The following is a 23,818-nucleotide window of genomic DNA, read 5'->3' as shown; positions in this document are numbered from 1 at the left end:
CAGTGGCCATTTTTACCATCACATTCGAACATCCTAATTCAAAAGTGGCAACCGAGGCAAAACTTTCCGAACTACATTTGGTGAAACATGAATATGAAGGGAGTACTTATGTCCGGTCTACGAATGTCGCTTTGCTCGACGGTAATTTTCGCTGCGGGTCTTTCTTTTTCAGCGTCCGCGCAGGCTCAGGATCAAGAAGAACCCCAAACGCTGTTTACTAACGTGCATATCTTCGATGGCGTGAATGAACAGCGTATCGAGAATGCCAGCGTTTTGGTCGAGGGCAACCTGATTAAGACCGTATCAACCGATGCGATCGACGCCCCCGATGCTGCAGTCATTGACGGAGCGGGACGGACACTGACTCCCGGATTTATTGAACTGCACGCGCACCTTATGTTGATGGGGCCTACCTTGCCCGCGATGGAGGCCAACACAACTTGGGAGGATTTTGCAATACACGGTGCCCGGATGGCCGAGATGTATTTGATGCAGGGCTTCACCACAGTCAGGGATGCGGGTGGAGCCAATGGCGGGTTGCGTCGGGCAATTGACTCGGGTCAAATTGACGGCCCGCGTTACTTTCCATCTGGTGCGTTTATCGGAACGCGAGGTGGTCACGCCGACTTCGCGAATTTCACTGCTCCGCCGGGTTCAGAGACCAACATGAGCCGTCTGAACATGGCGCAGGAAGTTAGCGGAGTGGACGACGTTTACAGGTTTGCACGCAACAATTTCCGCATGGGTGCGACACAGTTGAAATTCATGCAATCCGGGGGTGTCGTTTCGGCCTTCGACCCATGGCAATTGCTGGCTGGATCGCCCGAGGAAATCCGAGCCGCCGTGCAAGTGGCTAATGAGTATGGCAGCTACGTCATGGCGCATTCCTATCGCAAGGAAGCTATCCTGGGTGCGCTCGACGCGGGTGTGATGTCGATCGAACATGGCTTCTCGTTTGACTGTGAAATTGCTCAGGTCATGAACGAAAAAGGGGCGTACATTACGACCAACCTGACGGCCTTCGATCCCGGGTTGCTCGATATTCCTGCAGTGGCAAACGTCCCGTCGAGCCTTGCTAAAGCAAAGTCCGCTTCGGCCACATTTGCGGGCTACATCGACAATATGAAGGAATGCCCGGTGAAGCGGGGGTTCCAGACCGACTGCGTTGGTTCGGTCGAGGCTTGCAATATCCAGATTGCCTACGAGAAACACCTGAACAATGAATTCTTTGGACCTTACACGTCGATGGTCACGCTGACATCGACGGGTGGCGAGGTAGTCGCTTTGTCAGGTGACTTTAGGAACCCGTACACCGCTGGAAAACTGGGCGTTATCGAGGAAGGAGCCTATGCGGATATCCTACTAATCGACGGTAACCCACTTGAAGACTTCTCGGTGGTTGGTACGGGTGATCAGTGGTTCGGCGCCGACCCGAGGCCTGAAAGTCCAGATACGATCCGCCTGATCATGAAGGACGGCGTCATCTACAAAAACACACTGGATTGACCCGTATAAAGAGCCGGAGAGCATTTATGCACCATTTGTTTCGCTCCGTAGTATTCGCAGGGTTGGTTTGGTGTGGACAATCTGCCATGGCGACGCCCGATACCGAGTTGGACTGGGCAGACCTACCGGACCCATCCGCGCAGGTCTTTGAAGACCCCTACCGTGATCTCAGGCCCGAAGAATTCGACGATGTCCTTTACGTTGTGCGGCTGCGCGGCAGGCTGCAGCATGACAGTGTCAGCGGAGAAGAGAGGCAGAAATGGCAAGCGCTTTTGACCGAGACTGAGGATGTCTTGGCAGCTGATGGAATTGATGTCGACTGGCTGCTCGATCAGCGCGAGGTTGTCATGGAACGTCGAAGAAAGGCTGGGACGAACGGAAATCCACAAGTCGATGGTCAAACAATCACACTGGCGGGCTTTGCCATTCCTGCTCCGAGTGATCCGGACGGGCGATCGGTGGCATATCTAGTGCCAGAACGCGGGATGTGCAGCCACATGCCTCCTCCTCCACCCAACCAGATGATCCGTGTGCGGTTGAACGGGGACTGGGCGCCCAGCTATTTCCATGAACCCGTTCGGCTGACGGGCATGCTGACCATCGATCCTACTGTTCAGAACATGATGGTTGTGGACGGCCTCATGCCTATGAATGCGACTTTCCAGCTCGAGACGGAACGTGTCGAAACTCTGGAAACCGAGGCAAACAGGCTGGAATGGAAGCTGAGTGCCGCCGATCGCATCCGGGCGGCGGGAAATCGCAAGACCGGCGGGGCAAAGGCGTCCGAATGATAAGACTTCTGTTTGCCGCATTGAGCATTGCCTTCGCTGGCGCAGCGTCGGCTCAAGGTCTGTCTGGGCCTTCTTCTGTCGAAGCGGATCTAGAGCCCGGAGATGGTCTAACTGATCCGCAATATCGTTCCGATTTTCCACGCAATGTCGCACCGGGTTGGTTTCAGTGGAAAGACCAACTGGCTGAGGGTGGGTTTCGGTTCAATATTGACTACCTGGCACTGGGCCAAACCACGAATGCTGATCTGGGAACCGGCGAAGCAGCCAGCGGAATTGCGCGTTTCTACGGGAATTGGCAGGCGACTGAACGGGGCTCCGTGACATTCAAGATCGAAGACCGGCACAGCTATACTGATGTGGCCCCGCAGTTCCTTGGGCTGGATGGCGGAGCGCTTTCGATCACGGGAACAGCCTTCAACGATAATGGTTTGCTATTGACCAACTTGTTCTGGACCCAAAGGGCCGAGAACGGTTCGTGGACACTGCAAGTCGGCCAGATTGATGTAACAGACTTTGTGGATATCTATGGATTGGTAAGCCCCTACAGTGGTTTCCAAAACCTGTTTTTTAATACCAACCCGACAATTAATACGCCTAACCAAGGCCTTGGCATTGCCGGTGGGATAAAGCTGAGCGAAAACTTTTACGCTGTTGCGAGCCTCTCAGACGCAAACGCCGACCCGTCTGATCCAAACTTTGATGTGTTTAGCGACGGTAATCTCTTCAAATCACTCGAACTTGGGTACACCTCCGGCTTTGATCGCATCTACTTCGACAATATCCATCTGACCCTCTGGCATGCGGATGCGGCTGACGATGGTAGCCGTCCGGAAGACTACGGCGCCGCGTTTTCAGCCGCGTGGTTTGTTGACAATAAGTGGATGCCGTTCTTTCGGGCTGGAGCTTCGAAGGGGACTGCAGCTCTGTATGATCGGTCGGTTTCTGCGGGTCTGGGGTACTATGGCCGCAATACCGATCTGGCCGGTCTGGGCCTGAACTGGGCCGAGGCAAGAGGCATAGATGGCGATCAGTTCACTCTAGAAGCATTCTACCGTTTTTCAATTTCACCCGGACTGCAGATCACGCCATCGGTCCAGTTCATTTCTGACCCGCTGCTGAACCCCACGCAGGATAGCATTACGCTGTTCGGCCTAAGGACCCGGATCGTTTTCTGAGGTGGTTCGAAGGTAGACGCCAAAAATAACGAAACATTCAGTTTTGTCCATCAAAGGGAGGATCTATCCATGCGCACCTTGTTTCTTGCAGGCATGTTGTCTGTGTGTTCGACTTTGTGTGTCGCGCAAACGTACGACATTGTCATTCTCAATGGTCGGGTGATGGATCCGGAAACCGGGTTCGATCAGATCGCAAACGTGGGAATAAGCAACGGTTGGATCACTGCGATTACTGACGAAGACATTAGCGGTAGTGAGTCCATCGACGCGACAGGACGCGTTGTGGCGCCCGGCTTTATCGATCTTGAGCAACACGGGCTGGACCCTTGGGGCATCAAAGTAAACCTTCGCGATGGCGTTACAACGCAAATGGATTTTGAGGTTGGGGCCGCGAATATCGACGACTGGTACAGTGCGCGAGAAGGCGTGACACAGGCAAACTATGGTACGGTCGTTGGACAAGAATTCGCACGGATGCGGGTTCATGACGGCCTCGTGCTTGAAGGTGGGGACATAGACTTCCGGAACTTTTTCGCATTGAGGGCACAATCCGTGGAGGACGGTGTTGAAGGATGGTCTTCGGTTCCAAGCAACCGTGAGCAGATGAACGAAATCACTGCCCAAACTGATGAGGGGCTACGTCTTGGTGCACTCGGCGTGGGATCGACCATCGGGTATGCCCGAGAGGGTATTACGACCTACGAGATGTTCGAAGCGCAACGGGCTGCGGCGCGTTACGGTAGATTGACCTCTGTCCATCACCGATTTCATCCCAGTGCTTCGACACCGACAGAAACACAGACGGGTGTGAATGAAATCTTGGTCAATGCGATGGTGCTTGGTGCCCCGCTCCACATACACCATGACAATGACTATGGCTGGTGGGAAAATCAGGAAAAGCTCCAGATGGCCCGCGACCAAGGCTACAACGTCTGGTCCAGCTACTATCCTTGGACTGCCGGATCGGGAAACTACGGAGCCTCGATCATCGCCCCCGAAAACTGGGAAGGTTCGATGGGGTACAAATACGAAGACACCATCTTTGATCCCCAGCTCGATCGCTTCGTGACAAAAGAAGAGTTTTTGAACTTCGCTGAGAATGAACCGGCATGGACGGCAATTGTTTTCAGCCCGCCAAGGGAGCAATGGCTGAATGATTGGATCACCATTGCAGGCTATGGCATCTCGGGCGACGGTATGGCCGGGCTAGACATCGAGGGCAACTTGATGAGTTGGGATGTCCCTTACGAAGACTATGCTGGGCACCCTCGGTCAGCAGGCAGCCACGCGCTTGTCTTACGACTGGCTCGCGAAGCAAATGTGCCGCTTATGCTCACACTCACTCAGCTAAGTTACATCCATGCGAAGCGATTAGGTGACACAGGGTTGCGAGCAATGCAGGTGCGTGGGCGTATGCAAGAAGGCATGGTCGCGGACATCACTATTTTTGATCCGGAGACTGTGACCGAAAAGGCGAACTATACTCTCGGTCAGCAAGGTCTTCCGTCAGAAAGCATTCCGTATGTGCTCGTTAACGGAACCATCGTTGTAAAAAACAGTGAAGTGCAGCGCGATGTTTATGCGGGACAGCCGATCCGGTTTCCGGTCGAAGAACAAGGGCGTTTCGTTCCGGCTGGTCGCGAGCAGATCATGGGTATTCTCACGCCGGATACTGGCACTGCCCGTCCAACACTGCTCGATGACATCACAAATAGTGAAGCCAAAGTCGCACCTACCGCTCCACCAACCAATCAGACTGCATCGGTAGAGCCGACCGACCCCATAGATTGGTTTACGCCTCGCAACGGTCTAGATGACGGTGCCCTGTTCTTTTGCGTCGTGCATGCTCGCTTCGAAGACCCTGCGACAGCAAAACGCGACTATGCGAGGGCCATGATGTCCAAAACGGGCAGGTCTAGACCTAGTCAGTCGGAACAACGCAGAGCAAACTGACTCGCAGAGGCTAGGGCATCGAGAAACGAAGCTTTGTTTTAGGCTGAAACCGGTCATCCGCAACCAGTGAACCTTCGCCAGCTTGGTCCGCGTATGCTTTATCGGAACAGGTTGTGGCAAAAGCATGGTCTTGCTGCGCGCAATTTCGACGTCGTCGAACAACTACTTCGGTGAATACGCTGCATTGCAACGAAGGGCTTGCCTCAACTGCAAGTTCATACGGCGTCAGCGAAGGCTGAAACTCCAATTGCTGTAAAGTCCGCGATCGGTAAGCTCGAATCATCCCGAATTTTGTGGCTGCGGCGAACGGCGGGTAGGCGCGTTGAGAAATAAGTTGGAATAATACAGCTCAGAATGGAGCCAAGGTTCTTTGATCATCTTGTCCAAGCGATTAGTTTGAGAACATGGTCTCAGTAGCACAACTAACCGACTGGATGATTACCGAAGGACGCCGCTCAGGCGACCCCGTGAAAGTAGTTTCTCATTTCTGCTCCTCCTTAATTGACGAGGGTGTGCCGCTATGGCGGGTCAATATCGGTCAGCGCTTCGCCAATCCGCTACTCATTGCATGGGGGGTCGTTTGGACACCTGATGGTACCGACAGCTACGACGTAACTCATGAAACGATGTTGACAGAAGGGTATGTTGGCAGCTCATTTGAGTACATTCTGAAGCACAGAAAGCCTCTTCACAAAAGTCTGCGACAACTGAATCCAAAGACTGAGCATTCATCGTACCTTGAATTCGCTGGGTTAGGTGGCACAGATTACTATGCGACTCTGATGTATTATGGCGATGAATCTCTGCACGGCTGCACGTTTGTCACGCAAGAACGAGAAGGCTTTTCACCACGACATCTGGAATTGATTGAGGCCGCACTGCCTGCTCTGTCTTGCGCTTTGGAACCTGTTACGATGCGCAAGTCCGCCAAGGGTCTATTACGAACATATCTTGGCGATGGGCCCTCCGATGCCGTGTGGAACGGGCGGATCAAGCGAGGTGAACGAACGACAGTTGATGCGGTCGTCATGTTTTCTGATTTACGAGGTTTCACGGCGCTTTCAGAAGTCGCACCCGCGGAAGATGTTTTTGACGCGCTGAGTGGTTACTTTGATTTGGTTGTTCAGTCTGTGGAGGATAACGGTGGCGATGTTCTCAAGTTTATGGGTGATGGAATTCTTTCGATCTTCACCATCGCAACTCAGGCTGATCACGCCGAACGATGCCGAAAGGCAGCGCAAGCCGCACAAAGTGTATTGACCGGTTTGACGATGCTCAACCGTCGCCGCGCCGAGGCTAAAAAGCCGTCTTTGGATGTTGGAATCGGGATCAATGTTGGGCAAGTCAGCTATGGCAACATCGGCAGCCCAGGAAGGCTTGATTTTACAGTTCTCGGGGGCGCAGTGAACGTGGCCAGTCGAATTGAGGGTTTAACCAAATCTATTGGCCGTAGAGTACTGGCCACATCAGCGATTGCTGATGCCTCCCCTGATATGTTTTCCTCTTGTGGGTTTAACGAAGTTCGTGGCCTTGTCCGTCCAATCGAATTGTTTTCTCTCGTCGAAGGAGAGCTTTGATTCAGTGTTGCATTTTCTTTCTGCACCGCAAAAGCAGGAACCGGATTTTTGGCGCCAAGTGTTAAAAGGCAGGTTTGTCCGCAAAGCAGACCTTCATGCCGAGTGCCCGAAGTTCCTCTGTCCGCCCTTCGGGCCCAATGACCAAGGCTTCACTGGGCAATTCAAGGCCGACTATCGGCCTCGAACTTTGTTTTCTGTTTTATCGCCGTCTGATCCGCTCGCGATTGCGCTCCCGGCGTTCGATATTGATCTGGTGATCGCGACCCAGTGCCCGGTAGAATCCCAGCCCTTTGGTCTAGTTCAGGAACTGAGAGAAGCTGCCGACCTGATCGTCGTTACACCCGCGCGGAAAGAACTGCAGCTCGCGTTTGAATGCCGCCAGCCAGGGAGCCTCGGTTGGTAGGTACACCTTGCCCTCTTCGACCGGACTGCAGGCTGACTGGAACCGGGTTTCCTTATCCTTGTCAGGTTTAATGCGTTCGAACCGTCGGCGATCGTCAAAGAACAACTCGTCAAAGAGTGGTTTTCCGCTTGCCGCATCTTCGATGAGAACGCGGTCGGGATCCCAGCGGTTGACAAGATTCAATGCCTTGGACTTCAGGGCCGTGTAGTCCACCTGCCCTCGCCAGACGTCAAGAAGGAACCACGCGTTTTCGCGGAAGCCCCAAGTCGTACAGGCAGAGAAGTCGGACCGGGGATCCGTAGACATGCCCGTATCCCAGCTTTGAACAACCAGTTGGAACCAGCGACGATCATCGATGGTTTCGTAAGTACCGAACCACTCCCAGCGCAAGGGTGATCCATCCGGCGCAATTGGGTTCTGCTGATACTGGCAATTGAACACGGCCGCGCCCATTTCGAGACGCTTCGTATCCAACGTTTGCTGATCCATGCGCGACGGACACAAAAGATGGTGCTGTCAGACAAATTCGAACTAGCCTCAGCAAGGCCAATATCGCTGCCCTTTATGCCGCACCAAGCTTGCGCCACTCGGCGAGAGCAGCGGTGCGTGTCAGCTTGAAGGTGTCTCGGCTAGTGAGAGATCTTTCCTGGTTGAAGTGGTTGTAGATAAAGGAATGGACGGCGGCGAACTTCTATAAAATTCGCATCCGCCTGAAACGCCTCATTGCGCGTTCTCGTCGTCGAAACGCGAGGTGTGAGTTCTCAATCCGGTTATTGAGCCACCTGCCCGTCTTTTGCTTTTCCGTCACACCGAGTTCTCTGAGCGCGGCTGGGTATAACGCGAAGCGATCGGTGGCAACTTCATCCGCAGCACCGTGTCGTCGCATCAATTTCTTGAGGAATTTCAATGCCGCCTGCTTGTTTTGACGTTTGGTGACATTGGCTTCCAGCACTTCGCCTTCGTGATCAACGGCGCGCCACAGGTAGTGCCGCCGACCGTCTACCTTTACGAAGACTTCGTCGACATGCCATTTCGATTTTGAGTATGCCCGCAGCTGCTGGACCCGTTTTCTCCGGATCTCCGCCGCGAACATCGGACCGAAACGGTTCCACCAATACCGCACTGTCTCGTGGCTCACTTCAATGCCGCGCTCATGCAACAGATCTTCCACGTTTCGAAGCGATAGTGGGAACCGAACATAAAGCATCACCGCCAAACGAATAATCGCGGGACTGGTCTTGAAGTACTTGAAGGGCGACCGTTTATTCTTGCTTGAAGGCTACGAGAGCATCCTGCCCGCCTCAAGCAAAGTTCTTATGACAAGGCCTCCTGAGGAATTTCAATGCCGCCGGCTTGTTTCGACGTTTGATGTCCACGGTTTCAAGCACCTCGCCTTCATGATCTACTGCGCGCCACAGATAATGCAACTTGCCATTCACCTTCACGATAACCTCGTCCCCGTGCCCCTGCCATTTGGAGAACGCGCACAATTGCTGAACACGCTTCCGCCTTATCTCAGCAGCAAACATCGGGCCAAACCTGTTCCACCAATATCGGACAGTTTAGTGGCTCACCTCAATTCCCCGTTCGTGCAATAGGTCTTCCACGTCTCGAAGGGACAATGGGAAACAAACGTACAGCATTGCAGCCAAAAGAATGACCTCTGGACTAGTCCTGAAGTACCTGAATGGCGATTGTTTAATCATGCGCGAAGGCTACGAGAGCACCCTGCCCGCCTCAACCCAAGTTCTTCTGACAGGACCCTGTCAATCATTTGCAAGTTGTGAGGAACGGCTCCGCTTTGGTTCAAAGTACCAATGATCGACTCCCATAGCAGGGCAGACAAGTACAGGCCTGACAACACCGCTTCGACGGATCAATAATTTTGCGCCAAACCGTTTGACTTGGAAAGCCTCGGCACCGAAGTCCTGACCCTAGCCGACGTGTTGCTCGGCGACGATTTCCCCAAACCTGTCGAAAAACTTGGCTGAAAGTTTTTTTGCAGTCCCTGAAATCAACCGGCTGCCCAATTGCGCTATTTTTCCGCCGATTGTGACCTTGGCAGTATAGGATAAAACTGTTTCCTGGCCCTCCGTGCTAAGATTGACATCCGCACCCCCTTTGGCAAAGCCCGCAGCGCCTCCTTTTCCTTCACCAGTCAGGGAAAACTCATCCGGAGCTTTGGAGTTATCCAACGTTACTTCGCCGCTGAACCGAGCCTTGACGGGGCCGATTTTGAGCACAACTTTAGCCTCCAAGTGCTCGGGAGAATGCTGGATCAATTCCTCGCAACCGGGAATGCACTCACGCAACACATCCGGATCATTTAGCGCTCGGTACACGACGTCACGCGGAGCAGAGATTCGGATTTCGTCATTTAGTTCCATTTGAGAGTCCTTTACTCAACAGCATCTTGGGAAAACGCGAAGTGCGGTCTCGGTCGCCTCTTCAGGGGTTTGTTCCGGCTTCACAGTCCGAAAGGACTGCAACCATTTAAGCCATTTTTTCATCATGCGACGTCTCCTCGGAATTGTCTGAATTCCGCCAAAGGATGATCTCGGCGAGGATCGACAGGGCGATTTCGTGCGGGTCGATTGCATGGATATCCAGACCGGCCGGTGACTTGAGCCGACTGGTCTGCTCGGCGGTCATTCCCTGAGCTTCCAACCTCTCGCACAACACCTTGGCCTTGCGGTGGCTCGCGACCATCGAAACGCGTCGTGCTGGTGATTCAAGCGCAGATTTCAGCACTGCACCATCGTCCTTCCCCTGTGAGGCAACTACCGCGAAATCGCGTGGTTCAACCCCCAATGTGCTTAGGTCCTTCGGATCAAAACCTATGAATTCCACCGAGCATTCTGAACCTTCAGGCAAGCAAACACGCAACCCGGTCAGCGCCGCGTGCGCGGCAAGCGCGTGTGCAATCGGAGACTCTCCGAAAATGACCAGGCGCGGGGCGTGCTGATAGGGTTCGATCAGCAAATCGACCGTTCCGCCCGAAGGACAACCGCTTTTGAAGGTCTCAACACCATCCGGGTCTGTCATCGAAACTACCTTGTCCGAAGGTTTCACGCGGATCATTTTCGGAGCACCACACGCAAGGGCCTCCTGCGCCGACGCGCGTACGACGCGCTGCACACACGCTCCGCCCAGATGCCCCAAAATACACCCGTCCCGCATGATCACGGCCTTGCCACCTGCCTTGGCCGAGGTTGCGTCGGCAGTGCGAAGGACCGTTGCCACGCAAAAGGCTTCGCCCTTTTGGCGCAACTCCTCAATCGTGTCGAAAATGTCGAAACCTGCCATCGCCGTGTCCTTTCACAGTTTTCGGAATTCGGGTTCTAATGCCGCCAGCGCGTTGAGCGTGTTGGCCGGTAGGTGCGCATCCAGATACGGCTCCGCAGCCTGTATAGCGGCGGCAATTGGCTGATAGTCTTTCCATCCTTTAAGAGGATTCAGCCAAACAATCCGCCGCGCCTTGCGCCGAATCCGAGCAAGAGCATCTCCCAGGGCCTCAGGCGACGCGCTGCAATAGCCGTCCGAGAGGATCAATACGATCGTCCGCCCGTTCAATGCGCGGGCACCGTATCCGTTCAGAAACCTCTCAAGGCTTCCCGAGATGTCGGTCCCACCGCCAAACCCTTCGGCCATGAGTGATAACCGTCCAGCCGCGCGCAGCGTGTCATGATCGCGCAGTGCATCAGTCACACGCATCAGACGGGTGTGAAAGAGATAGGCATCCGCCTCTGTTCCACTGCCAATCAGACCTTTGAGGAATGCCAGAAAAACCCGCGAATAGACCGTCATCGAACCGCTTACGTCACACAAAGCTACGATCCGCATCGGGCGCGGTGGGCGAGCACGGCGATACAGATCCATGGGCTCTCCACCTCTTGCGAGGCTGGCGCGTTGTATCCGGCGCATATCCAGAGCTGGTCCTCGCAGCGCCTGTTTGCGCCGACGCGAGCGCCGATCGCGGATAGCGCGCGCGATGGCCGTTGCGGCTTGTTCGGCCTGCCGCAGCGCGTCTTCATCCATCAACTCGCGCAAATCCCGGCGCGACAGGTTGGCCGAACGGGTCGCAATCAGCTTCCCGTCTCTCCCCACGGCCTCCCCATCGCCGGTATCAGGTGCGGCGGCCTGATCCGTACCGGTCTCGGTTTCTTGAGCATCTTGGCTCTCTTGCTGCCAGATCATCGGTTTTGCGGATTGAACCCGCACATGCGCCGTTTGGGCGGTTCCCGCGCGTTGCTTGCCAGCGTTGAACCAATAGGCTTCAAACAGATCATCGAAACGCCGCCAATCGTCAGCGTCGCCTGCCAACAACACGCAAAGCGCTTGCTGGGCCTGTCTGACATCCGTCGCCTCAACCGCCGCCAGCGCGGCCAACGCATCCGCCGTTTCAGCCGGTCCCACACGCATTCCGTTCATACGCAGATGTGCGATGAAGCCGGACATGCGATCCGCCAAACCAGACGCGCGAGAGGGGAATCGGGTGACCTGCATCACGCCACCTTTCCGATCAGGCGATCCATCACTTCGGGCGGGGCAGCGTCATAGTCGGTTGCAGTTTTTAGAAGACAAACAAGGGTTGCCTGAACCTCTTCGCTGGACTGCGCCATGTCGTTTACACCCAGCCCCGAAAGGGCCGCTGCCCAGTCCAACATTTCGGCAATGCCAGGGGTCTTCTCCAAGTCTTCTTTGCGCAGCGCCTGCACAACGCCAACAATCTGGCGCGCCAACAGCCCTTCAACTTCGGGCATGCGGGCTTTCAGGATCGCCATCTCCGTTTCACGCGATGGGTAGTCAAGGAAACTGTACAGGCACCGACGCCGCAGCGCGTCCGAAAGGTCCCGCGTCCCATTCGCCGTCAGGATCACGATGGGCCGCGAACGCGCCTTGATGGTTCCAAGTTCGGGAATGGTGATCTGAAAGTCCGACAAAATTTCGAGCAGATAGGCCTCAAACTCCTCATCCGCCCTGTCGATTTCATCAATCAGCAGAACAGGCGGTTCTTCTTCGCTGATTGCTTCCAGTAAAGGTCGCTTCAGCAGATAGTCATCAGTAAATAGCTGGGCCTCGCTGGTGCCACCCTGTGCCTCGCTTGCACGAATAGCCAGCAACTGGCGCTGGTAATTCCATTCATATATCGCGTGGCTGGCATCCAGCCCTTCGTAGCATTGCAACCGGATCAACCGCGCCGCGCGCTGTGCCGCCAACGCCTTTGCGACCTCGGTTTTTCCGACCCCTGCTGGCCCTTCCAACAGCAGCGGACGCCCAAGAATCTGTGCCAGATGAAGCGCCATCGCCAATCGGTCGTCGGCAACATAGCCCACCTCGGCGAGGCCTTGCTGTATGTCCTGCAAGCTCATGCAATTCTCCTGGATTGCCGCCGCGCCGTATTTAAGCGCGGCGGCTTTTCCTGTTAGCCGTGCATTCCCAGACCGTTGGCGATCTTCCAGATGCGCCAGTGGTCGTGCGGCATATGGCTCTGAACAACGCCAAATGGGCGGAATGCATCATGCACTGCGTTCGAGAACGCAGGCACGCCGCCGACATTCGGGCTCTCGCCCACGCCCTTGGCACCGATCGGGTGATGCGGAGATGGCGTCACCGTGTGATCAGTGGTGTAGTTGGGCGTCTCCCATGCCGTGGGCAGGAAAAAGTCCATCAGAGTGCCAGTCTTCACGTTGCCCATCTCATCATAGGCGATTTCCTGACCCATCGCGATGGCCAGCGCCTCGGTCACGCCGCCATGGACCTGCCCTTCGATGATCATCGGGTTGATCCGGGTACCGCAGTCGTCCAGCGCATAGAACTGCCGGACGTCCCATTCGCCGGTATCCACGTCGATCTCCATGACACAGATATAGGCCCCGAACGGATAGGTCATGTTCGGCGGGTCATAGTAGCTGACCGCCTCCAGACCGGGTTCCAGCCCCGGGATCGCCTGATTATAGGCGGCATAGGCGATTTCCTTCATGGTCTTGAACCGCTCGGGCGCGCCTTTAACTGAGAACCGATCAACGTCCCATTCGACGTCGTCGTCGTGGACTTCAAGCAAGTAAGCTGCGATCATCTGCGCCTTGGCGCGGATTTTGCGTGCAGCCATCGCCGTTGCCGCGCCGGCAACGGGTGTCGACCGAGACCCGTAGGTGCCAAGCCCATAAGGCGCGGTATCAGTGTCGCCTTCTTCCAGCGTGATGTCATCGGCAGGCAGGCCGATCTCGCTAGCAATGATCTGGGCAAAAGTCGTAGCATGGCCCTGACCTTGGCTGATCGTCCCCAGCCGTGCGATGGCGGAACCGGTTGGATGAATCCGGATTTCGCACGAGTCGAACATTCCCAACCCTAGGATATCGCAGTTCTTGACCGGCCCAGCCCCGACGATTTCGGTGAAATGCGTCAGGCCGATTCCCAGCAGTTTACGGGTCTTTCCGGCTTTGAAGTCCTCGATCCGCTGCGCCTGCTCTCCCCGCAGACCGTCATAGTCCACGGCCTTCAACGCCTTATCCCACGCAGTGTGATAGTCGCCCGAGTCATATTCCCATCCCAGCGCAGACTGATATGGGAACTGATCCTTGCGGATAAAGTTGATCCGGCGTAGCTCGGCCGCGTCCATGTTCAGCTTGATGGCCAGAACCTCGATCATCCGCTCGATGAAATACGCAGCCTCGGTCACCCTGAACGAGCACCGATAGGCGACACCGCCCGGTGCCTTGTTGGTGTAAACCCCATCCACAGCCAGATAAGCGGTGGGGATGTCATACGACCCGGTGCAGATGTTCATGAACCCGGCCGGGAACTTCGTCGGGTCGGCACACGCGTCAAATCCACCATGATCTGCTGTGGTATGGCACCAGAGACCAGTGATCTTGCCATCCTTGGTCGCAGCGATCTTGCCCTGCATCCAGTAGTCCCGGGCAAAGGCGGTGGACATAAGGTTTTCCATCCGGTTCTCGACCCATTTCACCGGTTGGCCGGTGACAATAGAGGCTACAACCGAGCAAACATAGCCCGCATAAGCACCAACTTTGTTACCGAAGCCGCCACCGATATCAGGGCTGATCACCCGGATATTGTGCTCGGCGAGACCAGAGATCAGCGACACAACGGTTCGGATCGCGTGCGGGGCCTGGAATGTACCATAAAGCGTAAGCTTACCGGTCACCTTATCCATCGAAGCCACACAGCCACAGGTCTCCAGCGGACACGGGTGGGTCCGATGGTAATAGACCATTTCTTCTGCCACGACATCGGCCTCACCCAGAACGGCCTCGGTTGCATCCTTGTCGCCCTGTTCCCACGTGAAGATGTGGTTGTGATGCTTGCGCGGCCCGTGTGCGCCCTCGGTCTGACCCGCAAGGTCTTCACGCAGGACAACGTCCGATTTCAGCGCTTCGAACGGGTCGGTCAGGACGGGCAGTTCCTCGTACTCAACCTCGACCATCTCAGCCGCATCCGCTGCGATGTATCGATTTTCGGCGACGACATAAGCGACTTCCTGGCCCTGAAACAGAACCTTGCCATCAGCCAGCACCATTTGCTTGTCACCGGCCAGCGTCGGCATCCAATGCAAACCCAGCGGAGCCAGATCCTCGGCTGTCAACACAGCAACAACGCCGGGCACAGCCAACGCGGCATCCTTGTTTACACTGACAACGCGGGCATGGGCATAGGGCGAGCGGACAAAGGCACCGAACAGCATCCCGTCCAGCTTGATGTCGTCGACATAGTTGCCCTTGCCTTGGGTAAAGCGTACATCCTCGACGCGTTTGCGCGAGCTTCCCATCCCTTTGAGATTGGCGGCGCGTTCTTCGGGGGTCATGGTTTGATCGTTCATTCCGCGGCCTCCTTCTGAGCGTTCAGCATGTCAGCCGAGGCCGAGATCGCCTTGACGATGTTCTGATACCCAGTACAGCGGCACAGGTTGCCGGCCATGCCAAAGCGGATTTCTTCCTCGGTCGGGTTCGGGTTTTCCTGCAGCAGGCGATGCGCGCGGGTGATCATGCCCGGCGTGCAGAAGCCGCATTGCAGCCCGTGATGCTCGCGGAACATTTCTTGCAACACACCGAGACTGCCATCGTCATTGGTCAACCCCTCGACGGTGGTGATATCAGCACCGTTTACTTGCGCTACGAAAGTTGTGCAGGATTTGACAGATTTACCGTCGATATCCACGGTGCAGGCGCCACAATGGCTGGTCTCGCACCCAATATGAGGACCGGTAATTTTAAGATCTTCCCGCAGGAAGTGGATCAACAGCGTGCGCGGCTCGGCCAGACCTTCGACCTGCTTGCCGTTCACGGTGAGTTTTACGTGCATCTTCGACATGAGTGTTCCTCCCTCAGCCCGCGCGGCTTTGCGCACGTTCGATGGCGCGGCGCAGCATCACGGCGGCCACGTGTTTTTTGAATTCGACGGGGCCGCGGTTGTCAGCCACTGGGTCGATCGCGTCGAGCATTGCCGACACGCAGCCTTCGACATCACCACCCGCCAAAGCACTACTCGCACTTTCGGACCAGACGGGTGTGTCGGCCAGATTGGTCATCGCAACTGACGCCATGCCATTTCCAACCATCACTGCAGCGGCAGCGGTCGCGTAGTCGCCTATCTTACGTTTTTGCTTTTCGTAAGCCTGCCCTACGCCAGATCCGGGGACCGGAATCGAGATACGCGTCAGGATTTCCTCATCTTCGCGGGCGGTGAAGTAAGCGGCCTCATAGAAATCACGCGCCGCAACGTTGCGATTACCATCGGGACCGGACAACTCAAACGTCGCATTCAGGCATTGCATCAGCCCCGGCATATCGTTGCCCGGATCGCCATTGGCAACATTGCCACCGACTGTACCCACATAGCGCACCTGCGGATCAGCGATCTGCAAAGCAGCTTCGCGGATCAACGGAATAGTGGTGGCCAAACCGTCATGCGTGATAAGTTCGTGTTGAGTGACCATCGCACCCAAGGACACTGTGTCAGTCCCGATCTCGACGCCCTTCAGTTCGTCTATCGCCTGCAAGTCAACCAGATGGCCCATCTCAGCCATACGCAGCTTCATCATCGGGATCAGACTGTGCCCACCTGCGATCACGCGCGCCTCGTCTCCATGTTCTTGCAGAATGCCGATGGCCGAGGCGATATCGCCTGGCCGGTGATACTCAAAACCGGCTGGTATCATTTTTTCCTCCCTGGGTCCGAGCGTTATGCCTTGGGGGACCTGAGGTAAGGAAAGAATGTGTGACTTAAGGCTTCCAGCGATCGGGAACAGGTCGCGCGGCTTGATTCACGAAATGCGAATAGGCTGCACGAACTGCGATCAGAGGCCTAAAGCCTCGCGAATATCCGTCAGTCGGGACCGGCTGACTGGCACTTTGGCCAACGCGTCGACACCGTCAAAATAACAGGTACCGTTGTCCTTGTGACGTTCAAAGCTAGAGACGTGTTTGGGATTCACCAGATAGCTGCGATGGGCGCGCAAAAAACCGTCCGGTTTCAGGCGGTTTTCAGCCTCGGTGATCGACCATGGACAGAATAGTTTTTCAGCACCCATATAGAGAACAGTATAATGCCCCTCGGCCCGGATGGCGGCAATGCTGGCGGGTTCCGTGAAATATGTCTGGCCTTCACGCTCGAACGGAACTCCGGCGCGCAGGGTTGTGGGTTCCAGCGTGTTTTCGGGTACCAGCTTTTCCTTCGGTTCGATGAACGAGATCCCGGTCAGCAGAAAAGCTCCGCAGATCAAGAAAACAGAGACTGTGACTCCCATCGCCAAAACCTGATTGTCCAGCGCGGGCCCCGCGCCGCCGGCGGTGTCGATTGCCACAAAGTCGGTCAGACCGGTAGCCACAAAGTGCATAGTAAACACGGCCAACCCAAAGCAAACTGTGCCCAATAGAATATTGCGTTGCGTACGGTTACCGTAAGCAACCCAAATGGCCGCGACCGACAGGATCACCGACGCCAAAGTCGCCAGAGCCACGTCCAAAACACTGTACACGGGGCGGCATAACTGCATTCCGGCCATGCCAATGTAATGCATCACCACGATACCCAGCCCAACGATCACCCCCGATCCGATCATCGTCTGAGGCGTACGCGGACGGAAATGCAGCAACAGCAGCGCCAGCCCAACCATCAGGATCGCTACAAGCGCAGAGATCAGAGTGATCAGGGCGTCGTAGTAAAACAGTATCGGCAGCTGCAGGCCCAGCATGGCAACGAAATGCATCGACCAGATACCGCCACCCAGAATGACCGCAGCCAGAGCAACGACAAACTTGCGGCGTTGGCTATCCAGGCGGGACGCGCCATGCGTCAGATAAAGGCCGGTGAATCCGGCCATCAGCGCCACCGCCAAAGAGGCCGCCACAAGCCAGGCGTTGTGCGAATAGTCCAGCATATAGGTGTATACGCCCTCCCCAGCGCGTGTCTGACGTTAGCAAACTGAAATTCCCGGCACAATCTACTCTGACCGGACTGCAGCATCACGCTCTGAGGAATTCAAAGCTGTCTCAGCGAGGCTAGCAAAGCCGTCCTGTGTCCGGCACCGAGTTCGCGCCATTCGGCAGCAGCGGCGGAACGCGTCTGCACAAGGGTGTCCTGGCTAGAGAGGGATCGCTCTTAGTAAACGTGGTTGCGGATCTAGACATGAAAGGTGGCATTTACTGGACATTCCATTCAAGTTGCGTCCAAGCAAGCTTCACCGCTACAGACATTTTGCCTGCCTCCTACTGCTACCGACCTATCCAGGCGATCACGATGTAGAGTACGGGCCAGACCGGAACAAAGATCCAGATTGCCCGAAGGTTTCGTGACCAAATAGGCGCGAACGTGTTTGAACACTGCGCGAATACACTGTCCATCTTCTGATCACTATATCGCCTTGCGACCCGTCGCACGTGCCATTTTGTCCAGATCCCAGGTTGTGCCTCAGCCTGCCATCAGATAGGGGAATTTCCTTGTTGAAGCATAGTGCTGACAAATCGGCTGCGAGTCGGCTTCCAGTTTTCCCTTTTCACGCAGAAGATGGTTCGCGAAGTCCGCTTCGGGTTGGAAAAGGCAGCCCGCGGCCCATACCGGACCTTCGTGGCTTAGTGAGGCGCTGCAGCGCAGCTTCCCCGAACCGGACATTCGCTGCGCCAGCGATATCGACGCGTTTCCAGAGGTCTGAACAGCGGACAAAGGGAACTTTCACCGGGCAGGTGCCAAGGTCTGCTTCCGGATTTCTTTAAGATTTTCGAGCGTTTCTTCTTTGGCTGAATAAGGAGGCGATTGCGGCTTCAAAAAAACACTAATGTCGGCGATCTCGCTTATGCCAGCGTCGATACAGGCGTCCTTTGAAATATCTACTTGCCACGCCACAGCAACCAATACGTGACACCAAACGCCAGACCGAGTCCAGAATACCCAACGAAATAAAGCGGCTCCAGGTCCGTCGTATCGAGTGTAATGACCTTTCTGGCAACGGCCATCAGGGCAGTTGCAACTACCAGCTTCACATGTATGACATCGGCCGTCAGGTAGAGCGTGACATTCGTGTAAATCTCGATAGCGATCAGCACAACAAGCGCGGCCGCAAAAACCTCCAACAGAACACTGACGTCAAGAATCAGGACCGGTGGACTTACAAGCTTGATGTAGAACGAGTAACCGGCGTCGATGACGGCAAATCCGATCACAACGACCATGAACAAAGACATCACCCGAACGGCGTGTCGAATGAGCCGATTGCAGCTTCTGACAATCAGATCCTAATGGTCAGGGTCAAGCTCGACATGCGCTTGCGCATTGCGTTGCATCTGATCGGCCATCAAGACCTCCCTATTTTCGACGTTTCATAAAAAGTTCTTCAGCCAAACGTCAGCGCCCTCTGGGCAAGACGACCTGAGCCTGCAAACGCAAGCGAACGCCTTCGGCACCCACTTCGGGCGCTTCGAGCCAATAGCCCGCCCCCGCTTGCAGATTGACCGGCAGCGCCCCCCATTGGACCAGCTTGGAGACCGAAGCGTTTATAGGCACAGCCCAGGCATCAGTTTCCCAGTCATAGGCGCTTTCGCTTTGCAGCGAATAGGTCCACGCGCCTTCGGTGGAATAAGCAAGAAAGGGCTGGACAAAACTCACATTCGTGGGGGTGTCGGGGTTGCTTTCTAGATCCCACAGATGATTGGCCAGCGCACCATAGGTCCACGGACCGGTCTGTCGCAGTGCAATGCCGGTGATCCCAGCAGCCCATGTATCACTCGATACGTTGCTAAAGGTTGGAAAGCGCACAACGGGACCCACGCCCCACGTTATGTCCCCGGTTCCGATTGGCGAGAACCACGCAGAGAAAAGGATATCTCCGAACCCCTCCTGGCGTGTGCCCGGCACAACGTCTTCCTGCCAGATGTAAGGAATGATAGTTCGGGTGATCAGGTTAAGGTCATCGTTCAGTTGAAAGGGCACGACTGGTTGAAAGTTCAGCGTGGTGCGCGAGCCCTGATCAGAGACGCCCAGATTTTCATCATGGTTCAATTGAAACGGAACCGAGACGATTGCCGCAAGCGGGTTGGCCAGTTCCTGGGCCAGATCGGATGCCTCGTCTGCAACGGTTGTGGTTCCGGCACTGGCTGCAAAAAGCAGCCCCATAAGAGTATGGGATCGACGCATAGCCGTGTACTCCTTTTGAAATGCAGGTTGGGCGAGTGGCCTAGTTGATCGGCTCCAACTTCGGGAAGGTCCAATTGCCGTTCAGGATTGCATCCTCCGGCTCATAAAGGCGGATCGCATAGTTCCAGCCCGAAGTGATCGGCAGACAGTTCACGCGGCCATCGTCGCACCCACCGAAATGCAACGTGACCGAGCCGTCTTCTGCTGCTTCGGCTGTGTAACCGTTGTAGCTGTTTACGCCCAGATCATTGGCTTGCAGAAAGCCGTCACCGTTATAGACAGTCACCGACCAGAACGCCCGAACCGGCACATCCTTGACGGTTACCGCATGCGGTGTTTCGCCGTCATTCTGATCGACCGCGTCCAACAGATAGATCGCGGCCTCAGGCGGAAGACCGCCCCAACCCGAGAACGCACCGACCAGAAACTGAACCGGATCAATCTCGTCCTTTGTTCTGCCAAAGGCGCGGGCTGAATCGGTGCCCAGCAAGGATAAATCGTTTATCGCCTGACGCGCAGTGGCAAGTTGTTCGGTGTTCCAGTTGGGCGCGTCAAACGGGCCCGTTCCACCGCCGCTGACGACAATTCCATCCTGTGCCGCTTGCGCGGCGGCAATATCATCCGGGTCAGTCACATCGACGAATGTGCGAAACGCGATGAAACCAAAGCGCGTACCAAGGTCTTCCTGTGTGATTTGATACGTGCCGGGCTCTGCCTCGGCATACATGAAGTGGTCCTGATTGATGACATGCATCGAGATATAGCGGCCATCCGCTTTAGGCAGTGTCACTTCGACGGGTTCGCTCAAATCCAGCAGAATGCCGGAGTAGAGCGTGTCCTGGTTCATGCGGATGACGGGCTGGTTATCCGGTGTGGTGGCTTCGCGCATATGCCCCAATTCGCCAACAGCGAGGCCGAGATTGGCCATGTTGGTCCGAAACATGTGATCTGTCTCGGCGCGCACAAGGGTGTCGACGGTCACATCGACCATGTCTTCGGCCCAAACGCCTGTCGGGAGTGTAAGCGCGACTGTCAGAAGAAGCTTTTTCATCGTAAGCATCCTGTTGTTCAGTTTGCGGGTTCTACGGAGGGGAAGACCCAGCTTCCGTCGATGACCTCTGGGCCCGGCTGATAAAGGCGCACGGCATAGTTCCAGCCATCCATGATCGGGAGACAGTTCACACGTCCGTCGTTGCAACCGCCGAAGTGCACGGTCACACTGCCATCGTCATTCTTGGTGCCTGAGACCGAGTTGACCACATACGTGTCGAGGGAATTGAGTTCAAAAAACCCGTCTGCATTATAAAGGCTCACGGACCAGAATGCGTTCACTGGCACATCCGCCGGGACCTGGATTTTGTATTCCCCAAGCGGCAGGCCGGGCTCGATATTAAGATAAAAGGCCTCGTCTTCTGGCAGCCCACCAAAGCCGACTGCTGTGCCAAGGAAATGGCGTAATGGGTCTACATGATCTGCCTTACCAAAAGTCCGGACGCTGTCTGTGGCGAACCTGCCCAGCTCAATTGCGGCTTGGCGCAGCGCCTCAAAGCTCTCCGCGTCGTAATTGGGCATTTCGAAGGGCGTTGCGGAGGCAGCATCAATGGTGAACCCGTCCTGAATTGCATTGACCGCCGCAACATCCTTGGGGTTCTCGGCATCCACCAGTATTCTCATGAAAACAAGTACGTAGGGGGTATGGAATGTACCCATGTCAAGCTGGAACACACCGCCACCGTCGAACACTTCATTGATGAAATGATCCTGATTGACCACCATCGTCGTCATGTATCGGTCGCCCACATCGGGCAGAGTCAAGGTTGCGCCTTGGCTGATATCAATAACCGCAACGCTGTAGAGTGTGTCGCGATTCATCCGAATGGTGGGCTGATTGTCGATGGGGGTGGGTTCTTTGAAGTGAAAGAACTGATTTACGCCTCCGGCCAGGCCATTGTACGTCTTCAGTTCATTGTCTGTAGCAGCCCGAACAAAGTTGTTTATGGTAATGGGCACTTCATATGTCTCAGCAAGTGCATCGACCGTGGTATCAAAGCTCTGAGCGGTCGCTGTGCTTCCAATCAGGACAGCTAAAGCAGCAAGTTTCCAGCGTTTGTGCGTGAGATTCATAGTTTGCCCGCTCCACTAGCCAATTACAGAAATGCATTGCTTGATGGTCCCGGCACCTGATCAAAAGCGCATTCTCACGCCTCTCATTTTGTTGTTTTTTAAAATGCTACAATTGGAGCCTTGGCCATCTCTCTCCAACAAACCACAAAGTTCGAATGTATGCCCTGACAGATTGGAGCGACCGCTTCCGAAAACTGGTTAAAAATGACAGGTAGCGATAGCGTTTCGGCCAACAACTAGAAACTCTCTTTGCATATTGACCCGACGGCGGTCCTATTATTCGTGTGGTGATGTCAATCTCTTAGAGCGCACTCTCTGCGGGTAGCGTGGTTCAATTCGATTGAGCCCCTACCAGCGGGCACCTGACTTTTTTACCTCAAAAAGTGACTTCCGCTTTGACGCAGGTCAGGGACACAGAGCCGCGCTGGTCTATGCTTGACGTGCCCGACCTTTCAATTGCGGGGTCTTAAGGAGCTATGATGACAGGGCATGACGCACATGCTCAACACAGAACACCGCCGCTTACACGCGGGCGGGTTATCGTGCCGCTTTTGCTTGCGTTTCAAGAATCCGGTCAATCTGTAGAAAGTCTCCTAGCGGAATTCGATCTATCCTTCTCGGAATTGAACGCTCCGAGTTGTTTCATTCCGCACGACACTGTCTATGCCGTGTTTGAAGCCGTCGCACAAAAGACATCCCCAGACTTTCCAGCACTTGTTGGTCAAACTTCAGATCCGACCGTTGCATCCCCATTCGGACAGGCCTTTCGCGTAGCAAAGTCGCTGGCCGATTTCATTGCCAGGTTTTGCGTTCATGCGGGAAACAACACAAACGCGGTCACCATGACACTCGATGTCTCTGGAGAGTTCGCCGTGCTGTCCGCCAAACGCAGGTTCACGCCATGCTGTTCGCCCGCCTATATGGATGCGTTTCAGATCAGCCGATGGGCTACGTTGCTGCATGAAACCGCAGGTCAGCGTTGGGAAGCAAATAAGGTTCTTGTGCGTGTGAACCGTCCTGATCTGCTCCCGTCTTACTTCTACGGTATCCGGGCGGTAGGTGCGGGCTCAGACGGGTATTCCATCCGCTTCCCAAGTGCCTGGCTTTTGTTTGAACTGGTTAACCGAACCGCGACCGAGTACGTGTTGACCACTCAGGACGAAAAAAACCCTGTACCTACAGACTTGTTGAGTTCGATCCAAAGCGTTGCCAACTCAAGGGTCGGGCGCACGGACTTGTCGGCTACGGCGCTCGCCAAGGCATGCGGTTTTCGAGGCGCGGTTCTCAACCGACGGCTTGCTGCCTATGGGACATCACTGTCGCGCATCGTCATCGAAGCCAAATGTGACCAGGCGAAACATCTGCTTTCCAAGTCTGAATTGTCGGTGGGCGAAATCGCTGATCATTTGGGATACTCTGACGCGACGGCCATGACACGGGCCTTCAAGAAATGGACGGGTCAAACACCGTCAGAGTTTCGCGCCCGTGAAATGAATAGCGTTAAGGCATCTGTTCCGATACTCGACCCGGTCGAATGCGATTGTGAAACGTAACAGGACAACGGCGCGGCCCATCTTTTGCCGCGCCTCGAACTCGGGATAGGCAAAGGGGGGAGCGGGCCATGGCGTGCTTAAAAAT

19 protein-coding genes and 2 pseudogenes are annotated in these 23,818 nt (G+C 55.3%); 6 read left to right on the top strand and 15 right to left on the bottom strand.

Translation table 11 applies throughout. The features are described from left to right. The first annotated feature begins 108 nt into the window (after positions 1-108). The 5 genes from GOW98_RS18970 to GOW98_RS18950 all read left to right on the top strand — a co-directional run bounded on the left by GOW98_RS18970 (position 109) and on the right by GOW98_RS18950 (position 7,002). Complete coding sequence (locus GOW98_RS18970) at positions 109-1,506, top strand: amidohydrolase family protein (protein WP_170334919.1); 1,398 nt, start codon at positions 109-111, stop codon at positions 1,504-1,506. 86 nt (positions 1,507-1,592) lie between these two features. Beyond that, on the top strand, positions 1,593-2,297 hold the full coding sequence (locus GOW98_RS18965) for a DUF3299 domain-containing protein (RefSeq protein WP_254438071.1): 705 nt from the start codon (positions 1,593-1,595) through the stop codon (positions 2,295-2,297). Continuing rightward, entirely contained in the window at positions 2,294-3,472 is a 1,179-nt protein-coding gene (locus GOW98_RS18960; RefSeq protein ID WP_170334915.1) for a carbohydrate porin, read from the top strand. Before GOW98_RS18965 ends, GOW98_RS18960 begins: the two co-directional genes overlap by 4 nt. Before the next feature lie 69 nt (positions 3,473-3,541). Then, positions 3,542-5,425 (top strand): amidohydrolase family protein, encoded by a 1,884-nt coding sequence (locus GOW98_RS18955; protein ID WP_170334914.1) that lies wholly within the window; start codon positions 3,542-3,544, stop codon positions 5,423-5,425. Between the two features lie 434 nt (positions 5,426-5,859). Next, positions 5,860-7,002, top strand: a complete 1,143-nt coding sequence (locus GOW98_RS18950) for an adenylate/guanylate cyclase domain-containing protein (protein WP_254438070.1) — start codon at positions 5,860-5,862, stop codon at positions 7,000-7,002. A gap of 295 nt (positions 7,003-7,297) precedes the next feature. On the opposite strand, the gene terL is transcribed toward GOW98_RS18950, so the two are convergent. The 15 genes and pseudogenes from terL to GOW98_RS18875 all read right to left on the bottom strand — a co-directional run bounded on the left by terL (position 7,298) and on the right by GOW98_RS18875 (position 22,180). Beyond that, the gene (terL, locus tag GOW98_RS18945) at positions 7,298-7,894 is read right to left on the bottom strand and encodes a phage terminase large subunit (protein WP_170334910.1); all 597 of its coding nucleotides are present in this window, start codon (positions 7,892-7,894) and stop codon (positions 7,298-7,300) included. Positions 7,895-7,967: 73 nt separating this feature from the next. Then, positions 7,968-8,630 (bottom strand): annotated as a pseudogene (locus tag GOW98_RS18940) (IS6 family transposase). A 100-nt stretch (positions 8,631-8,730) separates the two neighbouring features. Continuing rightward, positions 8,731-9,111 (bottom strand): annotated as a pseudogene (locus GOW98_RS18935) (IS6 family transposase); the annotation flags it as partial. A 228-nt stretch (positions 9,112-9,339) separates the two neighbouring features. Further along, the gene (locus GOW98_RS18930; protein WP_170334908.1) at positions 9,340-9,792 is read right to left on the bottom strand and encodes a CoxG family protein; all 453 of its coding nucleotides are present in this window, start codon (positions 9,790-9,792) and stop codon (positions 9,340-9,342) included. 106 nt (positions 9,793-9,898) lie between these two features. After that, positions 9,899-10,711: an XdhC family protein gene (locus tag GOW98_RS18925; RefSeq protein WP_170334906.1), complete on the bottom strand. Its 813-nt coding sequence runs from the start codon at positions 10,709-10,711 to the stop codon at positions 9,899-9,901. Positions 10,712-10,723: 12 nt separating this feature from the next. Continuing rightward, positions 10,724-11,911 (bottom strand): vWA domain-containing protein, encoded by a 1,188-nt coding sequence (locus GOW98_RS18920; protein WP_170334904.1) that lies wholly within the window; start codon positions 11,909-11,911, stop codon positions 10,724-10,726. Next, positions 11,911-12,777, bottom strand: a complete 867-nt coding sequence (locus tag GOW98_RS18915) for an AAA family ATPase (protein WP_170334902.1) — start codon at positions 12,775-12,777, stop codon at positions 11,911-11,913. Before GOW98_RS18915 ends, GOW98_RS18920 begins: the two co-directional genes overlap by 1 nt. A 53-nt stretch (positions 12,778-12,830) precedes the next feature. Beyond that, entirely contained in the window at positions 12,831-15,248 is a 2,418-nt protein-coding gene (locus GOW98_RS18910) for an aerobic carbon-monoxide dehydrogenase large subunit (RefSeq protein WP_170334900.1), read from the bottom strand. Further along, positions 15,245-15,739, bottom strand: coding sequence for a (2Fe-2S)-binding protein (locus GOW98_RS18905; protein ID WP_093963851.1), 495 nt, complete (start codon positions 15,737-15,739; stop codon positions 15,245-15,247). The genes GOW98_RS18910 and GOW98_RS18905 overlap by 4 nt, the downstream gene beginning before the upstream one ends. 13 nt (positions 15,740-15,752) lie before the next feature. Beyond that, positions 15,753-16,586: an FAD binding domain-containing protein gene (locus GOW98_RS18900; protein WP_170334898.1), complete on the bottom strand. Its 834-nt coding sequence runs from the start codon at positions 16,584-16,586 to the stop codon at positions 15,753-15,755. A 138-nt stretch (positions 16,587-16,724) separates the two neighbouring features. Beyond that, entirely contained in the window at positions 16,725-17,807 is a 1,083-nt protein-coding gene (locus GOW98_RS18895) for an MHYT domain-containing protein (RefSeq protein ID WP_170334896.1), read from the bottom strand. Between the two features lie 946 nt (positions 17,808-18,753). Beyond that, a complete protein-coding gene (locus GOW98_RS18890; protein WP_170334894.1) occupies positions 18,754-19,107 on the bottom strand; it encodes a phosphate-starvation-inducible PsiE family protein in 354 nt (117 codons plus the stop codon). A 160-nt stretch (positions 19,108-19,267) separates the two neighbouring features. Then, entirely contained in the window at positions 19,268-20,056 is a 789-nt protein-coding gene (locus tag GOW98_RS18885; RefSeq protein ID WP_170334892.1) for a transporter, read from the bottom strand. A gap of 40 nt (positions 20,057-20,096) precedes the next feature. Next, the gene (locus tag GOW98_RS18880; protein WP_170334890.1) at positions 20,097-21,107 is read right to left on the bottom strand and encodes a DUF1254 domain-containing protein; all 1,011 of its coding nucleotides are present in this window, start codon (positions 21,105-21,107) and stop codon (positions 20,097-20,099) included. 17 nt (positions 21,108-21,124) lie between these two features. Next, positions 21,125-22,180: a DUF1214 domain-containing protein gene (locus GOW98_RS18875; RefSeq protein WP_170334888.1), complete on the bottom strand. Its 1,056-nt coding sequence runs from the start codon at positions 22,178-22,180 to the stop codon at positions 21,125-21,127. Positions 22,181-22,656: 476 nt separating this feature from the next. On the opposite strand from GOW98_RS18875, the gene GOW98_RS18870 reads away from it, so the two are divergent. Beyond that, positions 22,657-23,733 (top strand): AraC family transcriptional regulator, encoded by a 1,077-nt coding sequence (locus tag GOW98_RS18870; protein WP_367646870.1) that lies wholly within the window; start codon positions 22,657-22,659, stop codon positions 23,731-23,733. The last annotated feature ends 85 nt before the right edge of the window (positions 23,734-23,818 follow it).

Source organism: Ruegeria arenilitoris, assembly GCF_013032445.1.
GTDB lineage: Bacteria > Pseudomonadota > Alphaproteobacteria > Rhodobacterales > Rhodobacteraceae > Ruegeria > Ruegeria arenilitoris_F.
This window is presented reverse-complemented; position numbering and strand designations above follow the sequence as displayed.